23 protein-coding genes are annotated in these 25,513 nt (G+C 51.9%); 11 read left to right on the forward strand and 12 right to left on the reverse strand.

Translation table 11 applies throughout. The annotated features are described in order from the left end of the window. Positions 1-67: 67 nt before the first annotated feature. Genes H5P27_RS15170 through H5P27_RS15180 form a run of 3 tightly spaced genes read left to right on the forward strand, consistent with a single transcriptional unit; the run spans position 68 to position 3,459 of the window. Positions 68-1,903 carry a Na+/H+ antiporter NhaC family protein gene (locus H5P27_RS15170; protein ID WP_185661236.1) on the forward strand — a complete coding sequence of 612 codons (1,836 nt, stop codon included), beginning with the start codon at positions 68-70 and terminating at the stop codon, positions 1,901-1,903. Positions 1,904-1,909: 6 nt separating this feature from the next. Then, positions 1,910-2,881, forward strand: coding sequence for an XdhC family protein (locus H5P27_RS15175; protein ID WP_185661237.1), 972 nt, complete (start codon positions 1,910-1,912; stop codon positions 2,879-2,881). Next, positions 2,878-3,459, forward strand: coding sequence for a nucleotidyltransferase family protein (locus H5P27_RS15180; RefSeq protein WP_185661238.1), 582 nt, complete (start codon positions 2,878-2,880; stop codon positions 3,457-3,459). Before H5P27_RS15175 ends, H5P27_RS15180 begins: the two co-directional genes overlap by 4 nt. 71 nt (positions 3,460-3,530) lie before the next feature. Here the strand turns inward: H5P27_RS15180 and gndA are convergent, their stop codons facing one another. The 6 genes from gndA to H5P27_RS15210 form a co-directional block, all read right to left on the reverse strand. After that, the gene (gene gndA / locus H5P27_RS15185) at positions 3,531-5,033 is read right to left on the reverse strand and encodes an NADP-dependent phosphogluconate dehydrogenase (RefSeq protein WP_185661239.1); all 1,503 of its coding nucleotides are present in this window, start codon (positions 5,031-5,033) and stop codon (positions 3,531-3,533) included. Between the two features lie 216 nt (positions 5,034-5,249). Beyond that, positions 5,250-5,516: a hypothetical protein gene (locus H5P27_RS15190; protein WP_185661240.1), complete on the reverse strand. Its 267-nt coding sequence runs from the start codon at positions 5,514-5,516 to the stop codon at positions 5,250-5,252. Positions 5,517-5,571: 55 nt separating this feature from the next. Then, complete coding sequence (locus tag H5P27_RS15195; protein ID WP_185661241.1) at positions 5,572-6,012, reverse strand: molybdenum cofactor biosynthesis protein MoaE; 441 nt, start codon at positions 6,010-6,012, stop codon at positions 5,572-5,574. 7 nt (positions 6,013-6,019) lie between these two features. Continuing rightward, entirely contained in the window at positions 6,020-6,259 is a 240-nt protein-coding gene (locus H5P27_RS15200) for a MoaD/ThiS family protein (RefSeq protein ID WP_185661242.1), read from the reverse strand. A gap of 72 nt (positions 6,260-6,331) precedes the next feature. Beyond that, positions 6,332-6,814: a cyclic pyranopterin monophosphate synthase MoaC gene (moaC, locus tag H5P27_RS15205; RefSeq protein WP_339382593.1), complete on the reverse strand. Its 483-nt coding sequence runs from the start codon at positions 6,812-6,814 to the stop codon at positions 6,332-6,334. Between the two features lie 28 nt (positions 6,815-6,842). After that, the gene (locus tag H5P27_RS15210) at positions 6,843-8,057 is read right to left on the reverse strand and encodes a molybdopterin-binding protein (RefSeq protein ID WP_185661244.1); all 1,215 of its coding nucleotides are present in this window, start codon (positions 8,055-8,057) and stop codon (positions 6,843-6,845) included. A gap of 369 nt (positions 8,058-8,426) precedes the next feature. Between H5P27_RS15210 and H5P27_RS15215 the strand changes: the two genes are divergently transcribed. Continuing rightward, positions 8,427-9,680, forward strand: coding sequence for an HDOD domain-containing protein (locus tag H5P27_RS15215; protein ID WP_185661245.1), 1,254 nt, complete (start codon positions 8,427-8,429; stop codon positions 9,678-9,680). Between the two features lie 19 nt (positions 9,681-9,699). Here H5P27_RS15215 and H5P27_RS15220 read toward each other — a convergent pair whose 3' ends face one another. The 3 genes from H5P27_RS15220 to H5P27_RS15230 all read right to left on the reverse strand — a co-directional run bounded on the left by H5P27_RS15220 (position 9,700) and on the right by H5P27_RS15230 (position 14,581). Beyond that, entirely contained in the window at positions 9,700-10,455 is a 756-nt protein-coding gene (locus H5P27_RS15220; protein ID WP_185661246.1) for a sugar phosphate isomerase/epimerase family protein, read from the reverse strand. 13 nt (positions 10,456-10,468) lie between these two features. Then, complete coding sequence (locus H5P27_RS15225) at positions 10,469-11,524, reverse strand: Gfo/Idh/MocA family protein (protein ID WP_185661247.1); 1,056 nt, start codon at positions 11,522-11,524, stop codon at positions 10,469-10,471. Between the two features lie 180 nt (positions 11,525-11,704). Continuing rightward, positions 11,705-14,581, reverse strand: coding sequence for a hypothetical protein (locus H5P27_RS15230; protein ID WP_185661248.1), 2,877 nt, complete (start codon positions 14,579-14,581; stop codon positions 11,705-11,707). A 167-nt stretch (positions 14,582-14,748) separates the two neighbouring features. Between H5P27_RS15230 and H5P27_RS15235 the strand changes: the two genes are divergently transcribed. The 4 genes from H5P27_RS15235 to H5P27_RS15250 are packed head-to-tail and all read left to right on the forward strand — an operon-like array spanning position 14,749 to position 18,420. Beyond that, entirely contained in the window at positions 14,749-15,708 is a 960-nt protein-coding gene (locus H5P27_RS15235; protein ID WP_185661249.1) for a glycosyltransferase family 2 protein, read from the forward strand. 1 nt (position 15,709) lies between these two features. Next, positions 15,710-16,927, forward strand: a complete 1,218-nt coding sequence (locus tag H5P27_RS15240; RefSeq protein ID WP_185661250.1) for a polysaccharide pyruvyl transferase family protein — start codon at positions 15,710-15,712, stop codon at positions 16,925-16,927. Then, positions 16,924-17,316 carry a GtrA family protein gene (locus tag H5P27_RS15245; RefSeq protein ID WP_185661251.1) on the forward strand — a complete coding sequence of 131 codons (393 nt, stop codon included), beginning with the start codon at positions 16,924-16,926 and terminating at the stop codon, positions 17,314-17,316. Before H5P27_RS15240 ends, H5P27_RS15245 begins: the two co-directional genes overlap by 4 nt. An 18-nt stretch (positions 17,317-17,334) precedes the next feature. Next, a complete protein-coding gene (locus H5P27_RS15250) occupies positions 17,335-18,420 on the forward strand; it encodes a Coenzyme F420 hydrogenase/dehydrogenase, beta subunit C-terminal domain (RefSeq protein ID WP_185661252.1) in 1,086 nt (361 codons plus the stop codon). A 30-nt stretch (positions 18,421-18,450) separates the two neighbouring features. Here the strand turns inward: H5P27_RS15250 and H5P27_RS15255 are convergent, their stop codons facing one another. Together H5P27_RS15255 and H5P27_RS15260 are read right to left on the reverse strand one after the other, a co-directional pair. Further along, the gene (locus H5P27_RS15255; RefSeq protein ID WP_185661253.1) at positions 18,451-20,052 is read right to left on the reverse strand and encodes an AZOBR_p60025 family cell surface glycopolymer formation protein; all 1,602 of its coding nucleotides are present in this window, start codon (positions 20,050-20,052) and stop codon (positions 18,451-18,453) included. 44 nt (positions 20,053-20,096) lie between these two features. Beyond that, a complete protein-coding gene (locus H5P27_RS15260) occupies positions 20,097-20,825 on the reverse strand; it encodes a sulfotransferase family protein (protein ID WP_185661254.1) in 729 nt (242 codons plus the stop codon). Positions 20,826-21,093: 268 nt separating this feature from the next. Between H5P27_RS15260 and purB the strand changes: the two genes are divergently transcribed. Then, a complete protein-coding gene (gene purB / locus H5P27_RS15265) occupies positions 21,094-22,530 on the forward strand; it encodes an adenylosuccinate lyase (RefSeq protein WP_185661255.1) in 1,437 nt (478 codons plus the stop codon). A gap of 78 nt (positions 22,531-22,608) precedes the next feature. Here purB and H5P27_RS15270 read toward each other — a convergent pair whose 3' ends face one another. Continuing rightward, positions 22,609-23,325 carry a DUF1573 domain-containing protein gene (locus H5P27_RS15270; protein WP_185661256.1) on the reverse strand — a complete coding sequence of 239 codons (717 nt, stop codon included), beginning with the start codon at positions 23,323-23,325 and terminating at the stop codon, positions 22,609-22,611. A gap of 116 nt (positions 23,326-23,441) precedes the next feature. Between H5P27_RS15270 and rph the strand changes: the two genes are divergently transcribed. After that, positions 23,442-24,200: a ribonuclease PH gene (gene rph, locus H5P27_RS15275; RefSeq protein WP_185661257.1), complete on the forward strand. Its 759-nt coding sequence runs from the start codon at positions 23,442-23,444 to the stop codon at positions 24,198-24,200. A 122-nt stretch (positions 24,201-24,322) separates the two neighbouring features. Continuing rightward, positions 24,323-25,504 carry an ADP-forming succinate--CoA ligase subunit beta gene (gene sucC / locus H5P27_RS15280; RefSeq protein WP_185661258.1) on the forward strand — a complete coding sequence of 394 codons (1,182 nt, stop codon included), beginning with the start codon at positions 24,323-24,325 and terminating at the stop codon, positions 25,502-25,504. Positions 25,505-25,513 lie beyond the last annotated feature (9 nt).

A 25,513-nucleotide genomic window follows, 5' to 3' on the forward strand; every position in this document is an offset into this window, starting at 1 on the left:
GGTTCTGATCGTGCCACTATCGGTTTGCTAGCGAGTGACTTAGCCGCTTTCTTACGGACTGCCTTCTATGAAAGAGACTCCCACCTGGCTACGTCCGAAGCGTTGGCTCGCTTTTTTCCTGACCCTACTCGGGGTTTGTTCTTTTTTGGCCATTGTCCCGACCAGTCGCGAGGCAACGCCAGCTGTGGAAATGGCTGAGGTGGCCCACGATGCTCCGCTCTCGTTTATCGACAATTTGCGAGATAGCGCTCGGGAGGTGCAGCTTATTGGCCACTGGACCTCGCTATTGCCTCCGCTGCTTGCGGTCATGATTGCCGCGTTTTTCCGAACCATGGTGGGCGCTTTGATTTCAGCTTTTGCGGTGGGCTCGTTCCTGTCCTACGGCTTGAATCCATTGTCCACGGCTGTGCTGGGGACTTACGATTTTCTGATTCGGCCCGCCGTTTCTGAGTTCAGCATTCTAATCATACTCTTTTTGGTGACCTTAGTCGGCATGGTGCATGTCATGTCTGCTAGTGGAGGCTTGGATGGATTGGTCAAGGTGGTAGAGCGTTTGGCGAAGGGCCGCAGGAGGACGAAGGTGGCAATCGCTCTGAGCGGGCTGCTGATTTTCTTCGATGACTATTCCAACACAGTCGTGGTCGGCTCTACTATGCAGAAGCTGTCTGATCGTTGGAAGATTTCACGCGAAAAGCTGGCTTATCTCGTCGATTCTACAACTGCTCCGGTTGCCGGGCTGGCGCTTCTCTCCACTTGGGTCGCTTTTGAAATCTACTTGCTAAGTGATGTGGCGGCGGAAACGGGAGTCGGCCTGTCTGGATACGGCATGCTGGTCGAAATGCTTCCGCTCCGATTCTATTGTATTGGCACGTTGATTTTCGTTTTCATGACTTCAGCGAGCGGGCTCGATTTCGGACCTATGTTAAATGCCGAGAGAAGAGCTTATCTCGAAGGGAAAGTATTCGCGGACGATCAAAATATACTCGGATTTCAAAGTGCGGACTCTGACAACAGCAAGACCAAGCCTAATTGGATAAATGCGGCGCTCCCTATTGGGATTCTCGTGTTTTCGATTGTATTTGGAATCCTGATATTAGGAATCGTGAGATTGCGAGCGGCGGGGCTGGAATATAGCCTAGGCAGTATGGAGGGTATCAGGCTTATCTTTGGAGCAGCGGTTTACGATCCGTCTGGTGAAAGTGATGCTGGAGCGATGCCGGTAATGTTGATTTCTTCTTTGTTGGCGGGCGGCGTCGCGATTTTGCTGCCGATTTATCAAAAGGCCCTGAAGGCAGAAGAGGTCGTTCAATCTTACGTGAAGAGCTTCTCTACCATGTGGATGGCGATATTCATCCTCGCGATGGCTTGGTCCATGAGGGAGGTTTGCGAGAGTTTGGGCACTGCTCAATACTTGGTAGGAATGTTGGGTGAAAGCATGCCGATTTGGATGCTGCCTTTGCTTACTTTCTTTGTGGCGGCGGTTATGTCTTTTGCGACGGGAACAAGTTGGGGGACTATGGGGATCCTAATCCCTATTTTGATGCCTTTGGCTGTTGAGTTGGGGGCCTTGGAGCCATCGCATTTTATTGTCTATTTGCTTACCGCTGCAGCGATTTTAGACGGAGCTATTTTTGGAGATCATTGTAGTCCGATCAGTGATACGACAGTTTTGTCGTCTATCTCTAGTGGTTGCGACCATATCGCTCACGTAAATACGCAGCTGTATTACGCGCTGGCGACCGTGTTGTTTTCCTGTGTTTTCGGATATTTGTCCGTATCGCACGGAATGCCGGTTTGGACTTTCTATATATTGTATCCGCTTTCTGTAGCCGGCTTTTTATGGATGTTTGGTCATAAGTCCTCTGTTGATCCAGCGGTTAACCGAGATGAAGAGTTAGCCTAATTTCCCATGCAGGATATATGGCCCCAATTGCGTAACTGGTTTGTACGGCGCGAGCGTTTTGCGTTGGCTACCGTGGTGGATGCTAGCAAGCCTTCGCCTCGGGGAATTGGAGCGGTCTTGGCAATTCATGAGGACGGGGAGAGTTTTATCGGCTCCGTCAGCGCGGGGTGTGTTGAGCATGAAGTCATGGAGGCGGCCAAGCTTTGTCTCGAGGACGGAAAAACGCGATGGTTGCGTTTTGGTCCTGGCTCTGGCTTCGCTTGGGAGGTGGAGTTGTCATGCGGCGGATCGATAAAGGTGCGAGTCGATCCGGCTCCCCATCTCAAGGATTCGACGAGTGCCGATTTCATGGAGCGCCTTGTCGGACTACTCGACGAGCATAGGCCATTTTTGTGGAAGTCTAGCCTTGAGGGGGAGCTGATAAGCGAAGAGCTTCCGGGCTTTTTGGATACGTGCGAGATAGGGGAGGGTGGGGAGTATGCTCTCTATCGTATCGTTGGCCGGCGCAGTCGTCTTGTCGTGGTCGGCGCTTCGCATATCGCTCTCCACTTAGTCGCTGCCGCCAAGATGCTTCAATATGAGGTGATCGTGGTAGACCCGAGAGAGCACTACGCTCGGCAAGAACGGTTTCTTGTGGAACCAGACCGCTTGATCGTTGATTGGCCCGAACGCGTGTTGGGAGAATTCGACCTTTCGACAAGGGACGCTTTGGTGGCCGTGACGCACGACCCTAAAATCGATGACCAAGCGCTTGCCTCAGTTCTGTCAACGGATTGTGGATACGTTGGAGCTCTTGGCAGCAAGAGAAGCCATGCTGCTCGCTTGAAACGACTGGCCGCTCGTGGCTGCGAGGACAAACAACTAAATCGTATTTTTGGCCCGGTCGGATTAGATGTAGGGAGCCGCACGCCGGCAGAGATCGCGATCAGCATTGTTGCCCAACTCATTCAAGAGCGGAACAAACCTAAGGCTAGATGAAATCCTATCCAGACCTTGCGTGTGTCTTTTTAGCGGCAGGTTTGTCGCGACGGTTTGGGGTCGAAAACAAACTTTTGGATACGGTAGGTGGCATGCCCATGGCGCGACGGTCTCTCTTGCCGTTTTTGAGTCTAGGGCTGAAGGACATTATAGTTGTATTGGGCCACGAGGCTGCGGAGGTACGAGCTTGTTTGGAGGACCTGCCGGTGCGATTCGTTTTGAATGAATCCTATCGGGAGGGAATGGGGGCGAGTGTCGCTTGTGGTTTTCGTGAAATGCGGAACCTTGATGCAAAAGGGTGTTTGGTCGCCCTGGGCGATCTTCCGGGCTTAAGAGGAGAAGACGTTGACCTAGTGTGCTCCGCGTTCGCAGCGGCGTGTTGCGAGAAGGTCACTTTGCCCCGCTTCGAAGGGGTAAATGGTCATCCTGTTTGTTTTCCGAGACGGCTTTTCTCAGAGCTCGAAAAGCTCAGTGGAGATTCAGGGGCCCGCAATATCGTGAAGCGAGAGAAGGAGCGGATCGTCGTTCCGGTTGTCCATGCAGGTTGCATTCGCGATCGGGATACGAAGTCGTTTTAAAACAAAAAGCCCGCATCCTTGGGGGGCGCGGGCTGGTGAAGTTTTTCGCGACCAAGGTCGCTCCTACCTGGCTAAGCTTCGAGCTGCGGACGGGTGCTGTCCGGCCAGTCGATGTGGAAGAACTTTCCACGTTCTTGGTCGACTCGCTCGTAGGTGTGAGCTCCGAAGTAGTCGCGCTGAGCCTGTAGGAGGTTCGCTGGGAGGCGTTCGCTGCGGTAGCTGTCGTAGTAGGACAGGGCGGACATGAAGGTTGGGATGGCCACGCCAGATGTAGCTGCGGCAGCTACCACCTTGCGCCAGTTCTTTTCGCAGCGCTCGACTTCGCCCTTGAAGTAAGGGTCGAGGAGGAGGTTGGCCAAGTCGGCGTCACGCTGGTAGGCTTCGTAGATCTTCTGCAAGAATGCGGCGCGGATGATACAGCCACCACGGAAGATCATGGAGATCTCGCCGAAGTTAAGCTTCCAGTCGTATTCATCCTGAGCGGCGCGCATGAGCTGGAATCCTTGTGCGTAGGAACAGATCTTAGAGCAGTACAGAGCGTCGTGGATCGCTTGAACGAACTCCTCCTTATCGCCTTCGAAGGCGTCGAAGATCGGGTTGATGATTTTTGAGGCCGCGACGCGCTCTTCCTTCACTGCGGAAATGCAGCGGGCGAAAACCGCCTCGGCGATTGAAGGAGCCGCTACGCCCATGTCGAGAGCGTTGACGGAGGTCCATTTGCCGGTTCCCTTTTGGCCAGCAGTGTCAAGGACGATGTCGACGAATGGCTTGCCAGTTACAGGGTCGTCCTGCTGGAGGATGTCAGTGGTGATTTCGATGAGGAAGGAATCGAGCACGCCCTTGTTCCACTCTCCGAATACTTCGGACATTTCCTTTGGCTCCATGCCGAGGAGTTTGGACATGATGGCGTAGGCTTCACAGATCATCTGCATGTCGCCGTATTCGATGCCGTTGTGGACCATCTTGACGTAGTGGCCGGCACCGTTTTCGCCGATGTAGGTGGTGCAAGTTACGCCACCTTCGACTGGCTTGCCAGGGGCTGCACCTTCGATTGGCTTACCGGTTTCCGCGTCGACCTTGGCGGCGATCGCTTCCCAGATAGGCTTGAGTTCGTTCCAGGCGGATTCTTTGCCGCCTGGCATGAGGGAAGGTCCGAATCGGGCTCCTTCTTCACCGCCGGAAACGCCGGATCCGATGAAGCGGAAACCAGCTTCATTCAATTCCTTCTCGCGACGGATGGTGTCGGTCCAGAGAGCGTTTCCACCATCGATAATGATGTCGTCCTGTTCGAGGAGAGGAGTGAGGCCGGCGATAACTGCGTCTGTGGCCTTGCCCGCTTGGACGAGGATGATGATCTTGCGCGGGCGTCTAAGGGATTGGACAAACTCTTCTAGGGTTTGGGTACCGACAAGGCCGCCCGGGGTATCGGGGTGTTTGGCGACGAATTCGTCTGTCTTGGAAGTCGTGCGGTTGTAGACCGAGATTTTAAAGCCGTGGTCGGCTATGTTCAGGGCCAAGTTTTGACCCATTACGGCAAGGCCGATGAGTCCGATGTCAGATGTTGCTGTCGACATAATAGGAACTTTTTGAAAGGGTGCGTAGTAAAGTTCCAGAGGCGAAGGGCAGCAAGCGCTAAAAAGCGATTCGTGTTGGGTAATGGCTTGTATTTGGCACTCTTATGAGAACGATTTCCATCCGCGATGAGCCAAATTCGATTTCCTCAGAAGGCTCCCCATATTCCATTTTTCCGGAAGCCACAAAGGCCGACAGCCCGTCGCACCCTACAGGAGTTAGGCTCCTCGGGTTGGAAGAAATTGGGCTATCATGTTCACTACGGGAGTCAAAATTTCCGGTTCGTTCCGGTTGTAGATCCAGTTGAGTGAAATGATGACGACAGTGGCCATGATGATAGGATACATGACCAGTTTAGGCAGAGATTTTAGGCTCTGGTACACGGAATAGGCAAAAATCAATCCGAGCACGCCAATCGCGTAGGGAAACCACGGCTGATTGTAGAGCGGTTGTAGGGACTGAAAAAGTTTTTCCACGTAGTGCATGTGTTGAATGAGACGCGACCTTCGCTAGTGGATTATCGTCTAGGTTTTGGTAGGGTTAAGCCCGCTGGTGGCAATTGATCCAGTCTGTGGCTCCACTTGAGTAATATTCTTTCTTCCATATGGGTACTCGTCCCTTGATCTCCTCGATAATGTAACGGCAGGCGTCGAAAGCCGCTCCACGGTGCGCTGCGGAAACTCCTACCCAGACCGCAATCCCGCCGATCGGAAGAAGGCCGACTCGATGGCGAGCGATGGCGGCGTCGATATCGAATTTTTGGAATGCCTCCTCGACGATCCGCTGACCCTCCTTGTTGGCTAGGGCAGGGTAGGAGGAGTACTCGAGCTGCTCCACGGCCTGGCCCTCGTTGTGGTTCCGAACCCAGCCTTCGAAAGTGGCCAAGGCTCCCGCGTGAGCGTCTAGGAGGTGCTGCTTAAGGGCTTCGAGTTGCAGTGGCTCGCTTGAGATCAGGAAGCTGTCTGTGGCGTTGTCACTCATGGGAAATTTAGCCTCCAGCCACTGGGGGAATGAAGACGACATTGTCTCCCTCTTTCAACGCCTGGCCCCAGGACGAAAAGTCGTCGTTAACGGCGACCTTCAGGGCTGATTGAGGCAAAGTGAAGCCGTGCATGGCAACGAGCTCAGCATAGAGTGACTCGGGCGTGTTTGCCTCGGAATCGACCGTTTCTTTATCTAGGCCTCTCTGGTCTTTCAGCAGAGCGAAATATTGTATCTTCAGTTTCACCTCGGGTTCGGAAGGGTTTTGTTAACGACAATTGCCGGGAGAATGACTAGCAAGGGGAGCAAGTCTCTGGTATCAAGCGTGATACTCGCCGGATTTGCCGCCGGTTTTCTCAAGCAACTTGATTTCGGATATCACGATGGCTTTGGACAGCGCTTTGCACATGTCGTACAACGTGAGTGCGGCTCCGCTTGCTGCGGTCAAGGCTTCCATTTCCACACCTGTTTTAGCGTCTGTAATGGCGGTGGCAGTTATCGTCACCTCTGAGTCTTGGTTTGGCCGGATGCTAACATGGCATTTGGTGAGAGGTATCGGGTGGCATAGGGGAATGAGCTCGCTGGTTTTTTTAGCCGCTTGGATTCCTGCCAGTATCGCCGTGTGAAACACGGGCCCTTTCTTACTCTGTATGTCCTGCCCATCGAATTGGGACATGATTTCCGGAGTCAGTTTCACGATCGCTTGAGCTATCGCTGTGCGACGAGTGACGGCCTTGTCCGTGACGTCTACCATGTGCGGTTGTAGATCGTCGTCTAGGTGGGTGAATTTCGTGGAGCTCACGTCGGTGGGAAGTTGAATCGATTTTGAGTTAGCGAGGCCAAGGATAGAAGACGAAAGCCTCCCCTTCAGGAAACACTTTTCTTCCCCTTGGTAGCTCGAGGAAACCATCGGTCTTGGCCACGGAAATGAAATCTCCAGAGGTATTGAAAAGGAGCGGCTTGGCCCATAGCTCGCCGCTCGGTCTAGACTCGATCATCGCTGGAACGAAAAGAGTCAGCTCTTGCTTGAAGCTCATGTCGTGGCTGATCTTAGCGTACACTGGTTTGGAAGCTGGCATCTGGAGCCACTTTTCCAAAGCGGGTACGACGTATCTTCGTAGACAGGTGAAGCAGGAAACTGGATTTCCGGGTAAGGCGAAAACCGGCAGGCGGGAACCGTCTCTGGAAAATTGCCCATACCACATCGGTTTGCCCGGCCTTTGGCTGACCCACTGAAATCGGATAGAGACTCCGAGTTTCGCGAGGATTTCGGGTACGTAGTCGAACTTCCCCTTCGATACCCCTCCGGCCAAAATAAGGGCGTCGCAGCTACTGAGGATTTGGCGAAGTTCAGTTTCGATCTGCTCTGGATCATCGGGGATGTGGACAAGGTTTACCTCTTGGAATCCGGCGGATTCGAGGGCGGCTCCAAGGGTCGCATCGTTGGATCTCCTTATCTGATGGGATTCAGGTATCTGGTCAATGGATACGAGCTCGTCGCCGGTTGATACGATTGTGATCTTTGGGGTTTTGGATACCAGTAGCTTCGATTTTCCGACTGAGGCGGCGATGGCGATCTCTTTGGCACTTATTTTCACGTTGGGCGAAAGGAGTTCGTCTCCGGTCTTGCAGTCGGACGCTTGCGAGTGGACCGCAGTGTGAAAATCCAGTTTTAGGCCGTCCGGTAGAAGTGCTTTGCCCCCTTTGATTTCTACATCTTCGATTTTGACCACGCAGTCAGCGTGCAGCGGCAGAGCTGCTCCGGTCATTATCTCCATGGCGCTCTTCAGGTCTGACAGTGCCTCCTGAGGCGAGCCTGCAGCAGCAGTGCCACAGATTTTGAATTTGCGGAGCCCGGTATTGTAGGACGAGCTGTTTATCGCGATCCCATCCATAGTGGCCCGGTCGAATGGGGGCAAAGAACGGTCGGCCAAGACGCTCTCTCGTAGACACCGGCCCAGCGCCTTTTCCAGCGCTATCTCTTCTGTTTCGATAGACCCAATGCTATCTAGGATGAGTTTTTCCGCTTCCTGAACAGTGATCACAGTGGGGCAGCATCTCCACTTTTAGCTTGGGGGCAACTTTATCTGGTCGATCGATTTAGTTGCCTGCCAGTTTTGCTTTTGCGTGACTTTGCGTAGGAACGAAACGCGGGGATGAGGATCCTTTATTTTGGAAAAGGGATCAGCTCTGCCATTGGGACCTTAGTTTCGAGCGCTCAGCTTGCGAAAGGCGAAATTCAGCATTAGCCTCTGAGAGCATCCGTGATCATGGTATTCACGTATACGTTATATTACTAGTTTGCGTGTATGAAACTTGGATACGGTCGTATAAGAAGGACGGAAATCTTGGTAAAATGACTTTGAATTATCAGCAAGCGGTCTTGTTTTCTGTTCTAATTTCTATGATTAGAGATGAATAACGGTTCGGAAGCTCGGAGTGACTTAGACGCTTCCGACTTTGGTTTGGGTGGATTTATGAGTTCAGTGGGAAAAAAGGTTGTAAGTGTTTTGGTGGTCGATGGTGACCACAGGTTTCTGGACTCGATTCGAAGTGCTCCAGTTTTTCACCAGCCCGGCTGGGTCGTGCGCATTGCCCCGAGTGCCGATGCTGCGGAATCTGCAGTAAAGGAAGCGCGAGCGGACGTATTTGTGGTGGGAGGCTCCTTGCCAGATTCAGATGCAGTTTCTTTGCTTAAAAAACTTAAGGAGCTGTCTCCCAATTCACTCCGTTTTCTCCTGTATTCCGATGCGGAAAAGGATGTCCTAAGCAAGACGCAGGGACTGACTCACCGCAAGATCCAGAAGCCGGCGACGGCCGGTGAGCTGAGCCTCGCCATTCGGCAAGTGCTCGTTACGCACCTGCGGATTCGCCGACCAGAAGTCGCTAGCATCGTGCGGGATACGAAGCAATTGCACGTCAACACGCAGCCGATGCAGGAACTTCTGCGCACAGCTGAAGATCCAGAATGCGAGCTTGAGGATCTGGCTCGCATCGTTTCCCAGCACCCGACTGCCGTAGCCACCATATTGCAGGTCGTGAACACCGCATTTTATGGAACGCTAGGAGATGTGGATACGATAGAGGAGGCGTTGCAGATTCTCGGAATGGATTTTGTCCGTAACCTAGCCATTACCGAACTAGCGAAAAAGCAGCTTCGACTTAGCCCGGGACTACACGAACTAGCCAACGCCATCCTTCAGCATTCCATCGAAACGAGCCAATATGGGTTGCGTATGAAATCCATGGTAAAGAATGTTCGCCTGATCCAGCAGTTAAGCAGCATCGCGCTTTTGCACGATTTGGGTAAGCTTGTCTTGCTGGCGTCCAAAGGCAACGACTACGCAGACCTCATGGGGCAGTCGGTCGATTCCAACACTCCCTGTTGGATGTTGGAGCGGGAAAACTACGGCTGCGATCACGCGGCGGTAGGAGGCTTTCTTTTCGCTATGTGGGGCTTGCCGGAAGTGATCGTTCGTTCTGTGACATGGCACCATCAGCCCGAAAAGGTTGCGGAAGACGGTTTTTGTTCCACCTCGTTGCTTCACTTCGCGAACTACGCCGCACACTGCAATAGTGGCGTGTCTTGCTATTGTGGAGACCGGCTCAATGAAGAGCTCGCGGAACGTCTCGGTTTGTCACCGGAGTTCGCATACGAGTTCGAATAGTATCTTACGCGTTGGTCCGCTACTGGTTCGAAGCGACTTTTTGCATCTTTTCCACGCAAGCTTTTAGGGCTGGTACGGGGTTCTCGGGGTCCGCTTCGTACTCCAGGATCGTTACGCCTTCGAACGATTGAGCCTCGAGCTCATCGAGTAGACCGGGAAGGTTCAAATTCCCTTCGCCAACGATTGTGTCTTTCCATTGGGCGTTCGACTCGAAGATGAAATCCTTGAAGTGGATACCGTAAAGTCTACCGGCGTATTTTTTAGCCCAATCGATTGGGTTGCCCAGGTTTGGACCGATTTGCATCGCCCAAGCGGTGTCCATGCACAGGCCGATTTGAGGACTGCCTAGACCAACTAGAAGCTCCATAACATCAGGCTGTCCCCCAAACATATAGCCACCGTGGCAGTGGATTCCTACCTTGATGCCGTATTTGTCGCTCCATGACTTAACTTGAGCGATGGCTTGATTGAAGGTGCCGACTTGGAAATGGGCGGAAATGTGTTTGGCGCCCGCCGCTGCGGCGCATTCGAAATAGGATTCCTGTTCCGCTTTGCCTACAAAGGTCTGTACTCCGATCGATACGACCGAGATTCCTGCGTCCTCGTAGCATTTCAATTGCTCCTGCCATTTGGATACATTGTCGAAATCAGCATGCACTGCACAGACCTCGATGTTTCGAAGACCAATCTCCGAAACCTTGGAGGCGACCTCTGCATTGTCTTTGAATTCACGGAAGCAGTAGCTTTGTACTGCAAGGTTGTCTAAAATGTTCATGTTGGAGCGTTGCTTAAAGGTCTACGGATTTGCCTGTGCGGCTAGATTCTGCGATGGCGTCTAGGATTTTCTGTACCGTGAGTATCTCGTGGGCTGCTGCCAGTAGTGGTTCTCCAGAGACGAGGTGGTTTACGAAATTATGGAAACGGTCGCAGTGTGGAAGGGCCGGTGTGGCTGCCACGTTTTCAACGATCTGGTAATCGGCGTTTATGGGGTCGTTTCTTTTGTAGACCTTAGCTGGATACACGCTCGCTCCCATCTCCGTACCAAAGAGCTCTACGTTTACCCGTTCGCGTTCTGCCATATGGGCAGCCCAAGAGGCCTCCAGGTTAATTGTCGCGCTATTTTTCATACGAATCATTGCGGCGGCCAGATCATCGACGTCGAACACCGTATCTGTTTTATCGGAGATGCCCCAGCCTCCTTCACCGAGGCCCCGGTTGCCGAACTTGGTATAGGTTTTCCCAAAAACGGATACCGGTTCGAAGTTGTCCATCAAGTGCATGCAGAGATCGAGCAGGTGCACGCCGATGTCGTTGATCGCTCCTGCTCCAGCGAGCTCCTTGTTTCCAAACCAAGTGCCCAGGGAAGGGATTCCCTCGCGCCGTTGCCAGTAGGCTTTCGCGTAGTAGATTTCCCCCATCGTTCCCGACTCTACGATCGCTTTGATTTTTTGGGAGTCGGGGCTGAATCGTTGATTCATGCCTAACGTGAAAACTTGTCCTGTTGCCTTGGATACGTTTATTACCTCTTCCGCCTCTTGCGAATTCATGGCGAACGGTTTTTCCAAAATAACGTGTTTTCCTGCCTTTAACGCTGCTATGGCAAGGGAAGCATGGAATTTGTTGGGAACCGCGATATATACCGCGTCGACCTCTTTGCAGGAAAGAAGCTTGGCTGAATCGGTGAACCGGTGCGGTATCGCAAAGGTGTCGCCCAATTCTGCGACCCGCTTTTCGCTTAAGTCCTGAGCGGCGACCAATGAGGCTTGGGGATGTTTGAGAAGCGCTTCCGCGCTGTACTGCGAAATCTTTCCGCAGCCGATGAATCCGAATCTGACTTTGTCCATGGCGGGTTAGGTGAGCGTGTTGAGGGTATTTCGCTTGTTGTGCGACTTCGGGGTCGGTCTTGACGCACTCTTTTAAAGAAACAATCGCGACAATTGGAACGGAGATGGTCCCTTGTCAAATGAAGCTCAATTCAAACGAGACGGGATTCAACTCTCATTCAAGTGTACGTGGCCGCAGACTCACCGGAACTCAATAGACTCGATCATTACACCAAGTTTTCTGGTATCTTGACTGTTAGGGTCTCGCTCGCTTGGGACAAAGGTTTGGTTGTGTAATTCTAGGGTGTTCATTCCTTGTCGATTCCAAGAGTCGAGAGGTATTTCAAGAGTTGAGCCTGAATCTAGGGGCTCGGTCACCATCAAGGGGATGTCGTTCCAAATGATATTCAGAGGCACCCGTTCTGGATTCGCATTTAGGATCTTGATCGTCAAAAGCTGTGGTGCGAAGTCGGGGTCGAATTCTAGCGAAAACTTGGCTGAACCGTTGGTCCATCTCGCAGATTTGCTTTGTATCGTTTCGGTCTCGTACAATCCGCTCTCTTTGATGCCAAAGTGGGGTTTTTCACCGAAACTTACTTCTCTGAACTGCTCATCTCGCTTCATTTTGAAGGTGAATCCACCCAGCTGCAGTCCTAGCTGCCTCGAGTCCGTGGCGTTTTCGTAGACCTGAGCTGGAGACCACGTATCGCAGAGGATCTGTAACTCGATGCTTTCCGCGGCCCAGTCGATTTTGTCGATTGGAAGGTCGATCTTAGCACCGCTTTGGGGAATTTTGCCACTGTAGATGGAAACACCGTTGGCAAGGATCTCGGTTGTTGACCCCTCTGGCCCAGTTGAAAGGGCTTTGAACGTCAAGGATAGAGGAGGGCGGTCGAAAATCCACGGTATCGAGAAGCGTACGTTGCCTTCCGACCATCGGAAGTAGTTTCCGCCGCTGTTTTCTTGATTAAACAAGCCAGATTCCTTGACCCCGAGAATTTTGTGGGGACCGACAACCACGTTGCGATCTCTCGGTTCGTATCCAATTAGCTCCCCCTCAACATCGGTTAGGAAAACTGTCATTACCCTCTCGCTCAATTCTGTAGCTGGGGGCTCGAGTGTTTTGGTGATGTCAATGTCGTTGAAGGAAAAGCCTTGAGATCTGCCTGTTTCGGGAGTGGATAATGGTCCGCGAGTCACGTACACGATTCTCCTACCCTCTGCCAGCTCCTCTCCTATCAACCTCTTCAGTATTGATTGGTGTTTCTCGTTTTGATCTAGACCTCGCAAAGTTTGTTTACCTTCTGCCAACAACAGAGCTCCGAATATCGGCTTTTCGAGATCGGTGACGACGAGAGCGTCCTCTGGAATCTCTCGGGCTATTTCTTGAATGAAGGTACTTGCCCCTTTGTGCAATTTCGTGAAAGCGATAGTTTCCAGAGGTGCCCTCACTAATAGCACAAAGGCGATAAGGACGGGAGCTGCCAATTGGGCTGCAGACACGTTAGCCTTAAGCCGGTCTAAAATCTCGTTGATCGCTAGGGCTGCGAAAATACAGAATCCAGGTATGATGATAGGGGTATAACGCCGGATCCTCCACGGGTGATCGGGGCTTATCTGAGGCGCGTACAGATAGAGAATGCTCAAGGTTGCCCAGCAAGCTACGAGGAGTGTGAGCGAAAGATCTTTGCGTTTGAATACGCCGACAAAAGAGAGGCATACTCCAGCCACTCCTAGGAATGTTACGGGGAGACTCAGATAGGTCGTCAGGTGGACCAGTGACAGTTCGCGAAAATCTCGTCCGGTTAATCTCTTCCCTTCTGGGAATTGCGCGAACGGCTCCACGTGAGGCCGTACGAAATAAGCGTAAGCAGCGGCCGCTATGAGTGCTCCTAGGAAGGTCGCAATAAAGGGCTTGGAAGCAAAAAAGGAGCGAAGGGATCGACGAAGGGTTGGGTTGATTGGAACAAATCCCAATAGGGCCAAGAATATCGCTGCCGAGACCATGGCTATTATCTTGTTCGTAAAGTCGTTGTAGTAGTCCTCAGAGCACAGGAAACCGTAGAGCGCAGCTAGGAGCGCAGTTGCTGCACTAGATAGAGCGACCCACGTTAGCTTCTGTGCATCTTTGCTGTTTTCACTGCGAGTTAAAACCCAATAGGTTAGAGCTGAGCTTATCCCGGTCGCTGTGAGGAGCCCATCGATACGAACGAAAGCGTTTGCGGATGCCAGGATAGCTCCCGCAGTTAGAAGCAAGCCTACTTGAGCACGAAGGCCTACGGAGATGGTCATAAGCCCCCCGATAATAAGGGTTTGGGCGAGAGGCTCGCTAAGCGTTATCCGAACATTCCAGACTTGTGCTGGGTTTAAGGCAAAGAATATGCAGGCGATGATTGCTGCTCTGGAACTTCCTGAAACCCTCCTGACAAAACAAAATAGGAGCAGGAGATTGAGTGACCCTAGTAGGGCATTGAAGGCGAACAGGCCGTTGTACTCTCCCATCCCAAAGAACTGGGCCATCCACAAGGCCGTGGTTGGGGGGAACTGGAAGTAGACGATGTTTTTGGATATATCGAATGAGTATCCACCACCTTGCAGGCCGCCGCTCAACAGGGCCCGGTTTTCGTCTTCGTAAACTTTGCTATGGGGTGGTTCGTCGAAAAGCCAGTGTTCTTGGGCGATATGCGCAGCAAGGTTGGAGTAGACCCCTTGATCTCGTCCAGAGAAGATGCTCTCAGTGGAATAGGTAGCGTTCCACGCAAACAGCGCTATTGCCGCGAGGACGATGGCGATTTCGGACTTGGTCGGCAAATTGTATCCTCGAAATGAGTACTTCGCGCCTAACAGGAAAATTAGCCAGCCGGCTATACCATTTACGGCTGGGAAGAAAAATCCGAACCAAGCCGTCGCCAATAGGATTGGAAAGTAGATTGTACCCCCAAATAAACAAGAGATGCAGAACCTTTCTACGAATGAGAGTTCTGCTTTATGCCGTTTTTGCAGGAACTGAAGGGTTGCTCCGCCCAGAGTTAATAATCCCGGAAGGGCGCCGAATGAGGCTAATTCTTGGAGAGTCATTTGGGAGTCCTGAGTAACGGTTTTTCTCTAGTAGCAGGATAGATGATCCAGTCCGAGGAAGGACAGGCAGTATCTCATTTTGGGACAAACCTTTTTTATGCGATGCTAGGGACGGAAGATATTTGTTGATTGCGTGGAAGGATGCCTTCAAGGCTTTGAGATCGATTATGAAGTTGATCATTCAGATTCCCTGTTTCAACGAAGCTGAAACGCTTCCTGGCACTTTAGCCGATTTACCACGGACCATCCCAGGGGTGGATGCGGTGGAGTGGCTTGTGATTGACGACGGCAGTGCAGATGGCACCGCGGATGTTGCTCGCAATTCAGGAGTAGATCACGTGGTCCGATTACCACACAATCAAGGTTTGGCGAAAGCATTCACTACTGGATTAGAAGAATGCCTGAAGCTAGGTGCGGACATCATAGTGAATACGGATGCTGACAATCAGTATTGCGGAGCCGATATCGCAAAACTCGTAGCTCCAGTTTTGAACGGAGAGGCGGAGATGGCTATCGGGGCCCGGCCTATCGATGGAATCGAGGAGTTCTCCCCATTGAAGAAGCTCCTACAGAAATTTGGAAGCCGAGTTGTGAGGTCTCTCAGTGGTACGGATGTCGCGGATGCTCCCAGCGGTTTTCGTGCAATGAGCCGATCTGTGGCTACCAAACTTAATGTTTTCAGTGAGTATACATACACTTTGGAAACAATCATTCAGGCGGGACAGAATGGAATGAAAATAGTTTCCGTCCCTATTCGAGTTAATGGTAAGACTCGTGAGTCTCGCCTTGTGAAGAGCATTTTTTCGTATGTGAAACGGTCTGTATTAACGATGTGCCGGATTTTTGTGGTGTATCGTCCCATGCGTTTTTTTATGACCCTAGCTGCGTTGACGTTCGGGGTTGGGTTTATAGCGGTTTTGCGTTTTCTCTATTTTTACTTCATCGGGGAAGGCTCCGGCCACGTACAGTCTGTTATATTGGCAGTTTTCATGATGGGGACAGGGCTCTTGCTCGCGGTAGTCGCTTTACTAGCAGATTTAATTTCGGTGAATCGTCGTCTGATGGAGAGGTTGCAATGGAAGCTGACAGAGCTCGAACGCGGAATGAAAACTTCAGATTTGGACTGATATGGAGCGGAACGAAATCGACTCCTTACACGTTGGAATTGTAGGCGGTACCTTCACCGGCAATAGAGGTGCCCAAGCGATGTTGGCTGTTTGTGTTCGCGAAATGCGCAAGCGATATCCTGGATGTACTATTCACGTTTTGACTTACTATCCTGATGCTGATCGTAACGAAAAGCTTGATACGGATGTATATGTTCACAGCGCAACGCCAGTGAGGTTAGTACTAAACTGGGTTCCTCTATTCTTGTTGGCTAGACTGTTTGGGGTAGGAAAAAATCCTCCAAAGGAGCATGGTTTGGGCTTTTTGCAGCTGGCTAAGTTGGATCTGGTGCTGGATGTGGCGGGAGTTGGTTACATTGATGGTAGGGAGAAGTTTCTGCCGTACAACGTCTTAACCTCTCTGCCTTTTTCTTTGCTAGGTGTGCCTTATTTCAAGTTATCGCAGGCGATTGGCCCGATTGGGTCCTTGCCCAATAGAGTTTGCGCGAATCTCGCTTTGGCTCGGGTATCTCGGATTTTTGCACGTGGAGCGATGACGGAGAAGCATCTAAAAAAGGCATTCCCTGAAGGAGGGAATATCGATGCCGCCGCCGACTTGGCATTTTTGTTAGCACCGTCCAATCCGGTTAAACCCATCGCCCAGCGTGAACGAAGGGTCGGTATAGTGGCTAGCTCTTTAGTGATGTCTAAGAATGATGGATACATTTCGACTTTGGCAGAAGTCTGTATCGCACTTTTGAACCAAGGCTGGGAAGTTGTCTTGATTGCCCATTCTTGGAGAGGTCAAACGACAAAGCTGAGAAACAATGACTTGCCGGCCTTGGACGCCATAGCTGCCTACGACGAACGATTGGGCTGCTTGCCTAGGATTGGTGAAGGTTTGGATGCTTCGGAGTTGAAGTCGCAAATAGGATCTTGCCGAGTTATACTCACGAGCCGTTTTCACGGTATGATTGCAGCCTTAAGCACTGCGACCCCCGTCGTTGTTGCTGGTTGGAGTCACAAGTATCGCGAGGTTATGGAGATGTTCGGCTTAGAGCGCTTTTGTTTACCGCACGATAAAGCCAATGTGGAGTCTTTAGTTGGCTGTATTTCTGAGTTGGATAAGGATGCATCTTTGGTTTCCAAAAGCATTCTAGAAAAACTTCCCGAAATCAGATCGAATAGCGAGAGCCAGTTCGATAAGGTCTGTGCAGCAGTCAACTTTGAGCGAGAGTGAGCAATATCTGGACGGGAAGGCTGAAACGCATTTTACCCCAGCTGGTGCGTTTCGCATGTGTCACTACGTTGGTTCTAGGAGTCAAACTAGGTATTGTGTGGTCATTGGGACCAGTGCTCAATCCGTATGTCGCATATTTTATCACTCATCTCGCTATTTTTATCGTTTCTTACGTCCTGCATTCTAAAGTTACGTTTAATTCGGCTTTAGGCTGGAAAAAAGCAGGGGTCTATCTGAAGGCAGTTATTGGTATCAAGATTCTGGATTACCTAATTTTTTCTGTGGCTTTGGTTTATTTCGAAATAAACTCTTTGGTGGCAGTTCTTGCTGCAACGGCGTTAATTACAATTTTGAGATTCATGTTTGCTCGGAAAGCCTTGAGTGCTTGATGAATTACTTTTGGGAAGATGGAGAATATTGATAATGTGGACACAAGCACGCCGATAGGAAGCTATCGCAAGGCGTGGGTTGGTTATAGCTTGGATGAAGAAATTCGTAAGCGCGCTGCATCCGGAGGGATCGTTACCGCGACCCTTTGTCACCTATTGGAAACCGGTCGCATACAGGGTGCTTTGGTTTGCTCCTCTGGATTCGAGGAAGGAGAATTCAATTTTCGTTTGAGTATCGCCCAGACTCGAGAGGACCTTTTTGAGGCTCAATCGAGTAAGTACTTTGATATACCCGTTCTCAGGGGGTTGAATCTACTGAAAGAATTTGAAGGTAAGGTGGCTGTAGTTGGTTTACCATCACAGATCAATTCCTTGTCCCGAAGGATGTCGAAAAATGAGGAACTGCGTTCCAAGGTCGGGTTTCGGATAGCATTGTTCTGTGGGCACAATTCAAAAAAAGAGCTGATTGAGCGGGTCTGGGAAAAAAAGGGAATCAACCCTAAAGACATTGACAGGTTTCGTTATCGGCAGGGCCATTGGCGAGGGCAGATGGAATTGACTATGAAAGATGGTCAAATTCAGCGTTTTCCTTTCCAAGATTTCAGCCACTACCAAAATTTACACATTCTCTCCTTGGATCGCTGCTTAAATTGTCACGACCACATGGGCTACTATAGCGATCTTTCAACTGGAGATGTTTGGCTGCACGAAATGAGGGAAGACCCTGTGAAGCACTCTGTATTCCTTGCTCGTTCACCTCTAGCGGAAGAAATTGTAGAAGAAATGAGGGCCAGAGATCTTCTAAAGGCAGAGCCTGTGGATCGTCGTTTTGTCTATAGGAGTCAGAAGAGATCAATCAATTACCACTACAACTTGTCGGCTCGGGCAAAGGTCGGAAAACGGCTCGGCGTTAAGATAAAGGATAGAACCGGAGAGAAACCGAAAATTCGCGATTTGATTGCAGCTTACATCGTTCTGACAAATCACAAAATCTCTAAGAACCCGCGTCTATTGAGGTGGTTTATGAAAATACCTAAGCCTATCGTCGCAGCGTATCTTTATTTGTTCAAAGGATTGGTAAATTACGAACGCAAGGATTATTGAATCCAAAGTACATGGACTGCGAGGGGACTTTCAATCCGTCTTCTTTAGCCTAACTCCATACAGGCAGGCTCCAATTCGCCTAGGTGCTTCATGGTCTTCAATCTGAGGATCAAGGACTAAAATGTTTTCTCCAGGGGGCAGCTGTATCCGGCCCAAATCAAAAACTGTACGGCTAGTTGGTTGCTGCAGGGCTTGAATTGTTTTGCCGTTGAGGTTGATCAAACAGATCCTTCTTTCTCGTGCCCCAAGTTCGAGATCGATTGTTAAAGTCAGTTCTGATTCAGTTATATTGAAGAATTTGACTTCAGCCGCACCGATTGTCCATTTTGCGGTTTGTCCGCCGTGGTGTTCGGTTCTGAGCCAACCTTCTTCGAATGTCACCTGTAGCTGGTCTTTGAGGTCCTCGGACTGGTATTGAATTAGTTCTGTTTGTTCGAGGAACCTTACAGATTGATCTGAGAGATAAGGGGGCTGTAATTGATGGTTGAAGTCGAGGGCGCTTACGTTGGCAAGCAGCAGAAGCGGTAGCCATTTCCAGCTTTTAGGTACGGAGAGATTAAAGGCGACGTGGAGGACTAGAAGCACCCTCGGGACAGCCCCCGGTTCACCTTCCCAAACCGCGGGACCCAGAAAGGCGGCGAGCACCGCGAATCCGAACCCGATTCGCCACCAGATTTCGTCCCAGCTTTGTCTCGAAAGGATGAATACGATTTGAGTGGCAATTCCCAAGAAGCAAATCAGGTTAAAAGTGGCGAAATTTTCTCCCTGTGACGCAGCTTGGGCTAGGGAGATTAGCTTTGCTCCAATGCCGTGAAAAGGCAGGCCAAAGTTTGCTCGCCCCATGAGGTTGTTGCCAGGGACCGAGAGGGTTTGAGAAAGGTAGAGTAACCACAGAAAAAGAGGCATAATGCAGATGCATCCGAGCTTGACGAATCGAAACCAAGTTGATCGTGCAGAGGGGCATTTTTCGAATACAGCTAGACCTGCAAATAGGCTCATATCTTTGGTCAGTGCGGATGCTGCGATGCCGAAGGCTCCTCCCTTTTTCAAGCCCCGGGCGATCAGAATGGCCGCCAGCAAAATTAGAGTGGCTGCGGGACCGTCCGTTAGCGAACGTTGTGCACTGAGCGTCCAACCCCAACCGAGGAGCATTCCTGTCCAGCGAATGAAATTTTGGATACAGTAGGGCGGTAGCCAGTAGAGAAGCAAAATTGCTGAAATGACCCAGCAGATGGGATTGATAAGTGGGTAGATCTTAACGATCTTGGCGGTCTCTCCACCGCCGGCTAGCCACGCGACAGCGGGCATAAGGATTCGGCGAGCGCGATAGGTGAGATTGTCGATGGCGTTTGGAAGCTCTGGATCTTGCAGGCTTGGATCGAGGGCTATTTGGACGTAAAATTGAGCGTCGTATCCGGAGCTACCCTTCATGACTAGCGGATCCGTTTCCTTGAATTTCGGCAAAGCGCTTTCGTAGAATTGTTCGCCGACCATCAGCATTCTGGAAAAACCTACGCCGGGTTGGTGGTTTTTGGCGATGGTCGAGAGGTAGTGCAGTCCGACGAGCAGGTAGCAGATACTCCAGAAGGTGGTCTGGATCCGAGCCGACCGAAGATAGTGGAGCGCTTTCATTTTAAAGTCGGAAGGTGTGGCGACTTCTCGCTCCTTTTTTTTCCTTAGTTTTCGGAGGTCGGGAAAAGTGTGTAGCCGAGTCTCTGGCGGGTGACCGCCACGCGGGGGATATCCTTTACGCGTTCCAAGATATCGAGAGACTTTTGCGGAACTGGGTTGGCTTGAACCTTGAGGGATTTGATCTTATCGCCTCCGTCGTCCGTTCCCCATTTCCACTCGTAATCTTTGGGGGGCGGGTAGGAATCGACGCCTTCCGTTCGCTCGGACCCGAGAAAGGAAAATATCTGCTCGGTCCAGGTGATGGGATCGGAAACAAGATCTTCGTAGCGTACCCAGAAGTTCTTTTGCAGGTCGTTCGGAAAGCGTCGCAGCAAACTGTCGTAGGCTCGGGACCAATAGTTTTTAGCCAACCACCGGTCCACGAAGCCCTTGGGCATGGAGGACTCGAATTTGCGGAAAACCATCTTGCGCAGGGAGGCGACGTTGGTGTGGACGTCGCGCGTCAGGATGAGCTGCTTGGAATTTTCGACTTTGGGTAATTTCGGGTAGCTACCGGCGTCGTTGAACCAAGCCGGCCGCTTGAGAACGATGATTCTCTCGTCGCAAAGGGCGTGGATTTGGCTCTCGGCGTTGATCGAGCGAAACTTGCTGAAGTTGATTTCCGGCAGGCTTGAGATGTCCGGAGCGGCAGACATGAGCGCCTTGAGCAGGGTGGAGCCGGAGCGCATGGTGCTCAGTTCGACAGCGATGGTTCTCTGGGTGGTTTCGGCCATGTTGGATGCGGCTATTGGTATTGGGACGGACGGCGGGGGAGCCAAGGGTTTTTTGCGGGCGACAGCGATATTGCGGTTTGCGTTCCTCATAGTCGCCGAACTCGGATCTTGGATACGGGCAGTTTCTTGCGATTTTGCTCTGCGGACAGCTTTCGCCGCCTTCAGAGGCTGGATAATGGGTTTAGCTTTAGCGAAACGTAAGTTGGCCGTGGATTAAAAAAGCTTTCCATAGGTTGCGTAGAGCCTAGGGTTCGGGCTCATTTTTATCATGCCAAACTCACAGTCAGTCATTCCAAACGTGTTGGCGGAGCGTTACGCTTCCGGCGCGATGAAGGCAATTTGGTCGCCCGAAGGGCGCATCCTGATCGAACGCGACTACTGGATCGCGGTGATGAAGGGCCAGCGCGAACTGGGCTTGAAGATCCCAGCCAAGGCGATCAAGGACTACGAAAAGGTTAAGGGACAGGTGGACCTCGAGTCGATCGACCGCCGCGAGCGGCAGCTCCTGCACGATGTGAAGTCGCGCATCGAGGAGTTCAATGGCTTGTCCGGCCACGAGTACATTCACCTCGGCATGACTAGCCGCGACCTGACGGAAAACGTGGAGCAGCTGCAGGTCTTGCGTGCTCTGGAGCTAATTCGCCTGAAGGCCATTGCGGCTCTCAAAAAGCTCAGCGAACGCAGTGTCGAATATCGCGATCTGATGATCACCGGCCGTACCCACAATGTACCGGCCCAGGCCACGACCTTGGGCAAGCGCTTTGCGATGGCGGGCCAAGAGCTCTTGATCGGAATCGACCGCTTGCACGATTTGGTGGAGCGCTATCCGGCTCGCGGCCTCAAAGGCGCGGTGGGAACTCAGCTCGATCAGCAGACCCTATTCGAAGGCGATGCTAAGAAGGTGGCGGAACTGGAAGAAAAGATCGTCAAGCATCTCGGCTTCGGAAACGTCATGACCAACGTAGGGCAGGTCTATCCGCGTAGCCTTGATCTGGATACCGTGACCGCTTTAGAGCAACTCGCTTCGGCTGCTGTAAACATGACTACTACCGTTCGCCTCATGGCGGGGCAGGGGCTCATGACGGAAGGTTTCTTGAAGGGGCAGGTCGGATCTTCAGCCATGCCGCATAAGATTAATTGCCGCAGCAGCGAGCGTATCCATGGATTTGGTACTATTCTTAAGGGCTACGCTACTATGGCAGCAGGCCTGACTGGCGGCCAATGGAACGAGGGCGATGTCTCGTGTTCAGTCGTTCGCCGCATCATGTTGCCAGACGCCTTTTTCGCGATCGATGGTTTGCTCGAAACCTACATCACCGTTTTGGGGAATCTGGGCGCGTACGAAAACGCGATCGCGGCAGAAAACGAAGTACAGCTGCCATTCTTGGCTACCACCACTATCCTGATGGAGGCGGTCAAGGCAGGAGCGGGCCGCGAGACTGCGCACGAAGCGATCAAGGAGCACGCTTTGGCGGCAGGTAGCGAGATCCGTGAAGGACGCCCTAGCGAAGCCAAGCTCACCGAGCGCCTTGCTGGCGACGATCGGATCCCGCTCGACTTGAAGCAGCTAAATAAACTACTTTCCCAGTCGGATCGTTTCGTTGGAGCGGCGGGTAAGCAAGTCGACACATTCAAGCGCCAGACCGCCAAGTGGGTTAAGAAATTCCCCGCCTCGGCGAAGATCAAGCCCGGCAGCCTGCTCTAGGACGCAGCCTCATTTTTACACAAAAAAGCCACCTTCTTGCGAGGTGGCTTTTTTATGCGTTGAATCAATTGATAGCCGTTAACGCACGTAGGCGTAGATCGGGTATTTTCGAAGCACTTGGCCGTCTTCGCCCTCGCTCGCCAAGAAGTAGACGTCCCGCGATTTCCGCTCCGTGGTCTTGGGAGTGATGCGAACCAGGTATTTCAAATTGGGCTCAACAGTTACGATCTCGTAGTCGAAGTTCGATTCTTCCTCTTCGTCTTTGCGGACCAAGTGGCTCAAGGCGAAGGGCATTTTTTCGTGAATATTGACCTCGATTTCCTTCGCTTTGGCCTCAGAGCCGATTTTCCAGAAATGTACCCTTGGCTTGAAAGTGACCGGTATAGGGATGTCGACAGCCAGCTTGAGCAGATGGCTTTCCTCTTCGTCCTGCCCCTCGGTTTTGGTCAGAATGGTGATGGACTTGTGCTGCATGCCTTGGCGGGACCCCAAGGTGAAAATGGCTTTCAAGGTACCGCTCTCGCCCGGGGCGTAGCTTCTCTTGTCTAGAGTCGGCACAGTGCAACCGCAGGATGAACTGGCATTGACGATCTCTATGGCTTGCTCACCGGTGTTGGTGAAGGGGTATTCCGCGATCACTTCTTCTGCCCCGAATTCGGTCTCGAAGAAAAGGGACTCCGTTTCCCATTGCAGACCTTCTGCCAAAGCCACGACGGGAGCTATGAGCAAGGCGGCGAGACTGGCTAGGAGCTTGGAAAAGAGAGCGGTGCGGTTGGTGTGGGTACGACGCTTCATTGTTGGAGTATGATGATCCGTTGGGGGCAAAAAAGTTCAAACCTTCTTTGCGTCCGGAGTATGCGGAAGGAATTGAGTTGTGTGGGGCAAGTGGCTCGTTTGTGGTGCTCGGCGATATGAGCACTTTTTCCAGACCAGACGGGCGCGAATGCGACGCCTTGCGCGAGATTTCATTCCAAGCCGACTTTGCGGCCCATGCGACCGGTTCGGTTTTGGTCAGTTTTGGAAATACCAAAGTCATCTGCGGAGCGACGCTTGAAAAGCGGGTACCGGGTTGGATGCGGGCGCAAAACGTTTCCGGCGGTTGGCTCACTGCAGAGTATTCCATGCTTCCTTACAGTACGCTCGACCGCAAACAACGCGACTCCAGCCGCGGCAAGCAGGACGGTCGGGGAGTGGAGATCCAGCGTCTGATCGGCCGCTCGCTCAGGGCGGTGATCGACCTGCAGAAACTTCCCGGGCACACCCTTTGGGTGGATTGCGATGTCCTGCAGGCCGACGGGGGTACACGTACTGCTTCGATCACTGGGGCTTACCTAGCGGCTCGCATGGCAGTGCAGAAGCTCATCGATGACGGCAAGCTCAAGGAGAACCCGTTCAGCGACTCGATCGCGGCCGTTAGCGTCGGCATTTACAAAGGTCAGCCGGTGCTTGATCTTCCCTATATCGAAGACCGTGACGCCAGTGTGGATTTCAATGTCGTCATGACCGGAAAGGGCGAATTCGTGGAATTGCAGGGCACTGGCGAAGAGGCGACTTTTTCCGAACAAGAACTGGTTAAGCTAATCGCTTTGGCGAAAAAAGGCATCAAGGAACTGTCCACTATGCAGACGAATTTCCTAGCCCAGCGTCTTTTAGGCGATTTGAAGCTCTAGAAAGCTGTCCACTATTTGGACACTGAGAATTTTAACCACTTAGTTTCGCTTTTCGTTAGAGGGGGGTTGATTAACCCCTTCGATGCGGTTTTTGTTCAGATCCGCATTTTCCAACAAAGGCTATGAATATTCACGAGTACCAAGCGAAACAGTTATTTGAAGAATATGGAATCCCTTGCCCCAAGGGTTCCGCGACGAGTTCGAGCGAGGAGTTCGAATCATGCATCGATAGCCTCCCCGAAGGCTTGGTGGTCGTTAAGTCCCAGATTCACGCTGGTGGACGCGGTAAGGGGACTTTCACAGACGGTTTCAAGGGAGGCGTTAAGCTCGCCAAGACCAAGGAAGAGGCGATCGAGTATGCCAACAAGATGCTCGGTAACACTCTCGTGACCATCCAAACAGGGGAAGCGGGTCGCAAGGTACAGACCATCTACTTCACCGAAGGGGCTGACATCAAAAAGGAATATTACTTGGCCGTTCTTTTGGACAGAGCCACTTCTCGTCCGGTTGTCGTCGCTTCGACAGAAGGTGGCATGGACATCGAAACAGTAGCGGAAGAAACGCCAGACCGCATCTTCAAGGTCTTCATCGATCCAGCCTACGGCATCGCCGATTTCCAGCTTCGCGAATTGGTAACTAAGCTCGGCCTCAGCAAGCTCGAGTCTAAGAATGCCATGAAGCTGATCCGCAATCTCTACACCATGTTCTGGGAAAAGGATGCGGATATGATCGAGATCAACCCTCTGATCACTACGGCCTCCGAAGACGTGCTCGCCTTGGACGCCAAGGTCAGCTTCGACTCCAACGCTCTTTACCGCCATCCAGAGATTGTAGCTCTTCGTGACTTGAACGAAGAAGACCCGAAGGAAATCGAAGCTTCTAAGTTCCACCTCTCCTATATCGCCCTCGACGGGAACATCGCTTGCTTGGTCAACGGAGCTGGTTTGGCCATGTCTACCATGGACATCATCAAGCACTTCGGCGGAAGCCCAGCCAACTTCTTGGACGTCGGCGGAGGAGCAACCAAAGACCAAGTGGTCGCAGCTTTCAAAATCATCCTCGGCGATCCCAACGTGAAGGGAATCTTCGTTAATATCTTCGGAGGCATCATGGATTGCGACGTTATCGCCAACGGTATCGTAGACGCGGTCAAGGAAGTGGGACTGGAGCTGCCGCTCGTCGTTCGCCTAGAGGGCAACAACGTGGAAGCGGGCAAGAAGACGCTCGATTCTTCCGGCCTCACCATCGTAAGCGGAGACAGCATGGCCGACGCTGCTCAGAAGATCGCTAACCTCGTCGCCTAACTAACGCCG

The organism is Pelagicoccus albus (assembly GCF_014230145.1).
Lineage (GTDB): Bacteria > Verrucomicrobiota > Verrucomicrobiia > Opitutales > Opitutaceae > Pelagicoccus > Pelagicoccus albus.

Excerpts from the sequence above, each read along its gene's own strand:
- H5P27_RS15215 (WP_185661245.1), top strand. The coding sequence starts at position 8,427 with ATGAATAACGGTTCGGAAGCTCGGAGTGACTTAGACGCTTCCGACTTT.
- rph (WP_185661257.1), top strand. The coding sequence starts at position 23,442 with ATGAGCACTTTTTCCAGACCAGACGGGCGCGAATGCGACGCCTTGCGC.
- H5P27_RS15190 (WP_185661240.1), bottom strand. The coding sequence starts at position 5,516 with ATGCACTACGTGGAAAAACTTTTTCAGTCCCTACAACCGCTCTACAAT.
- H5P27_RS15225 (WP_185661247.1), bottom strand. The coding sequence starts at position 11,524 with ATGGACAAAGTCAGATTCGGATTCATCGGCTGCGGAAAGATTTCGCAG.
- H5P27_RS15175 (WP_185661237.1), top strand. The coding sequence starts at position 1,910 with ATGCAGGATATATGGCCCCAATTGCGTAACTGGTTTGTACGGCGCGAG.
- H5P27_RS15180 (WP_185661238.1), top strand. The coding sequence starts at position 2,878 with ATGAAATCCTATCCAGACCTTGCGTGTGTCTTTTTAGCGGCAGGTTTG.
- gndA (WP_185661239.1), bottom strand. The coding sequence starts at position 5,033 with ATGTCGACAGCAACATCTGACATCGGACTCATCGGCCTTGCCGTAATG.
- H5P27_RS15235 (WP_185661249.1), top strand. The coding sequence starts at position 14,749 with ATGAAGTTGATCATTCAGATTCCCTGTTTCAACGAAGCTGAAACGCTT.
- H5P27_RS15250 (WP_185661252.1), top strand. The coding sequence starts at position 17,335 with ATGGAGAATATTGATAATGTGGACACAAGCACGCCGATAGGAAGCTAT.
- H5P27_RS15270 (WP_185661256.1), bottom strand. The coding sequence starts at position 23,325 with ATGAAGCGTCGTACCCACACCAACCGCACCGCTCTCTTTTCCAAGCTC.
- H5P27_RS15240 (WP_185661250.1), top strand. The coding sequence starts at position 15,710 with ATGGAGCGGAACGAAATCGACTCCTTACACGTTGGAATTGTAGGCGGT.
- H5P27_RS15230 (WP_185661248.1), bottom strand. The coding sequence starts at position 14,581 with ATGACTCTCCAAGAATTAGCCTCATTCGGCGCCCTTCCGGGATTATTA.
- H5P27_RS15195 (WP_185661241.1), bottom strand. The coding sequence starts at position 6,012 with ATGAGTGACAACGCCACAGACAGCTTCCTGATCTCAAGCGAGCCACTG.
- sucC (WP_185661258.1), top strand. The coding sequence starts at position 24,323 with ATGAATATTCACGAGTACCAAGCGAAACAGTTATTTGAAGAATATGGA.
- H5P27_RS15260 (WP_185661254.1), bottom strand. The coding sequence starts at position 20,825 with ATGGCCGAAACCACCCAGAGAACCATCGCTGTCGAACTGAGCACCATG.
- purB (WP_185661255.1), top strand. The coding sequence starts at position 21,094 with ATGCCAAACTCACAGTCAGTCATTCCAAACGTGTTGGCGGAGCGTTAC.
- H5P27_RS15255 (WP_185661253.1), bottom strand. The coding sequence starts at position 20,052 with ATGAAAGCGCTCCACTATCTTCGGTCGGCTCGGATCCAGACCACCTTC.
- H5P27_RS15170 (WP_185661236.1), top strand. The coding sequence starts at position 68 with ATGAAAGAGACTCCCACCTGGCTACGTCCGAAGCGTTGGCTCGCTTTT.
- H5P27_RS15220 (WP_185661246.1), bottom strand. The coding sequence starts at position 10,455 with ATGAACATTTTAGACAACCTTGCAGTACAAAGCTACTGCTTCCGTGAA.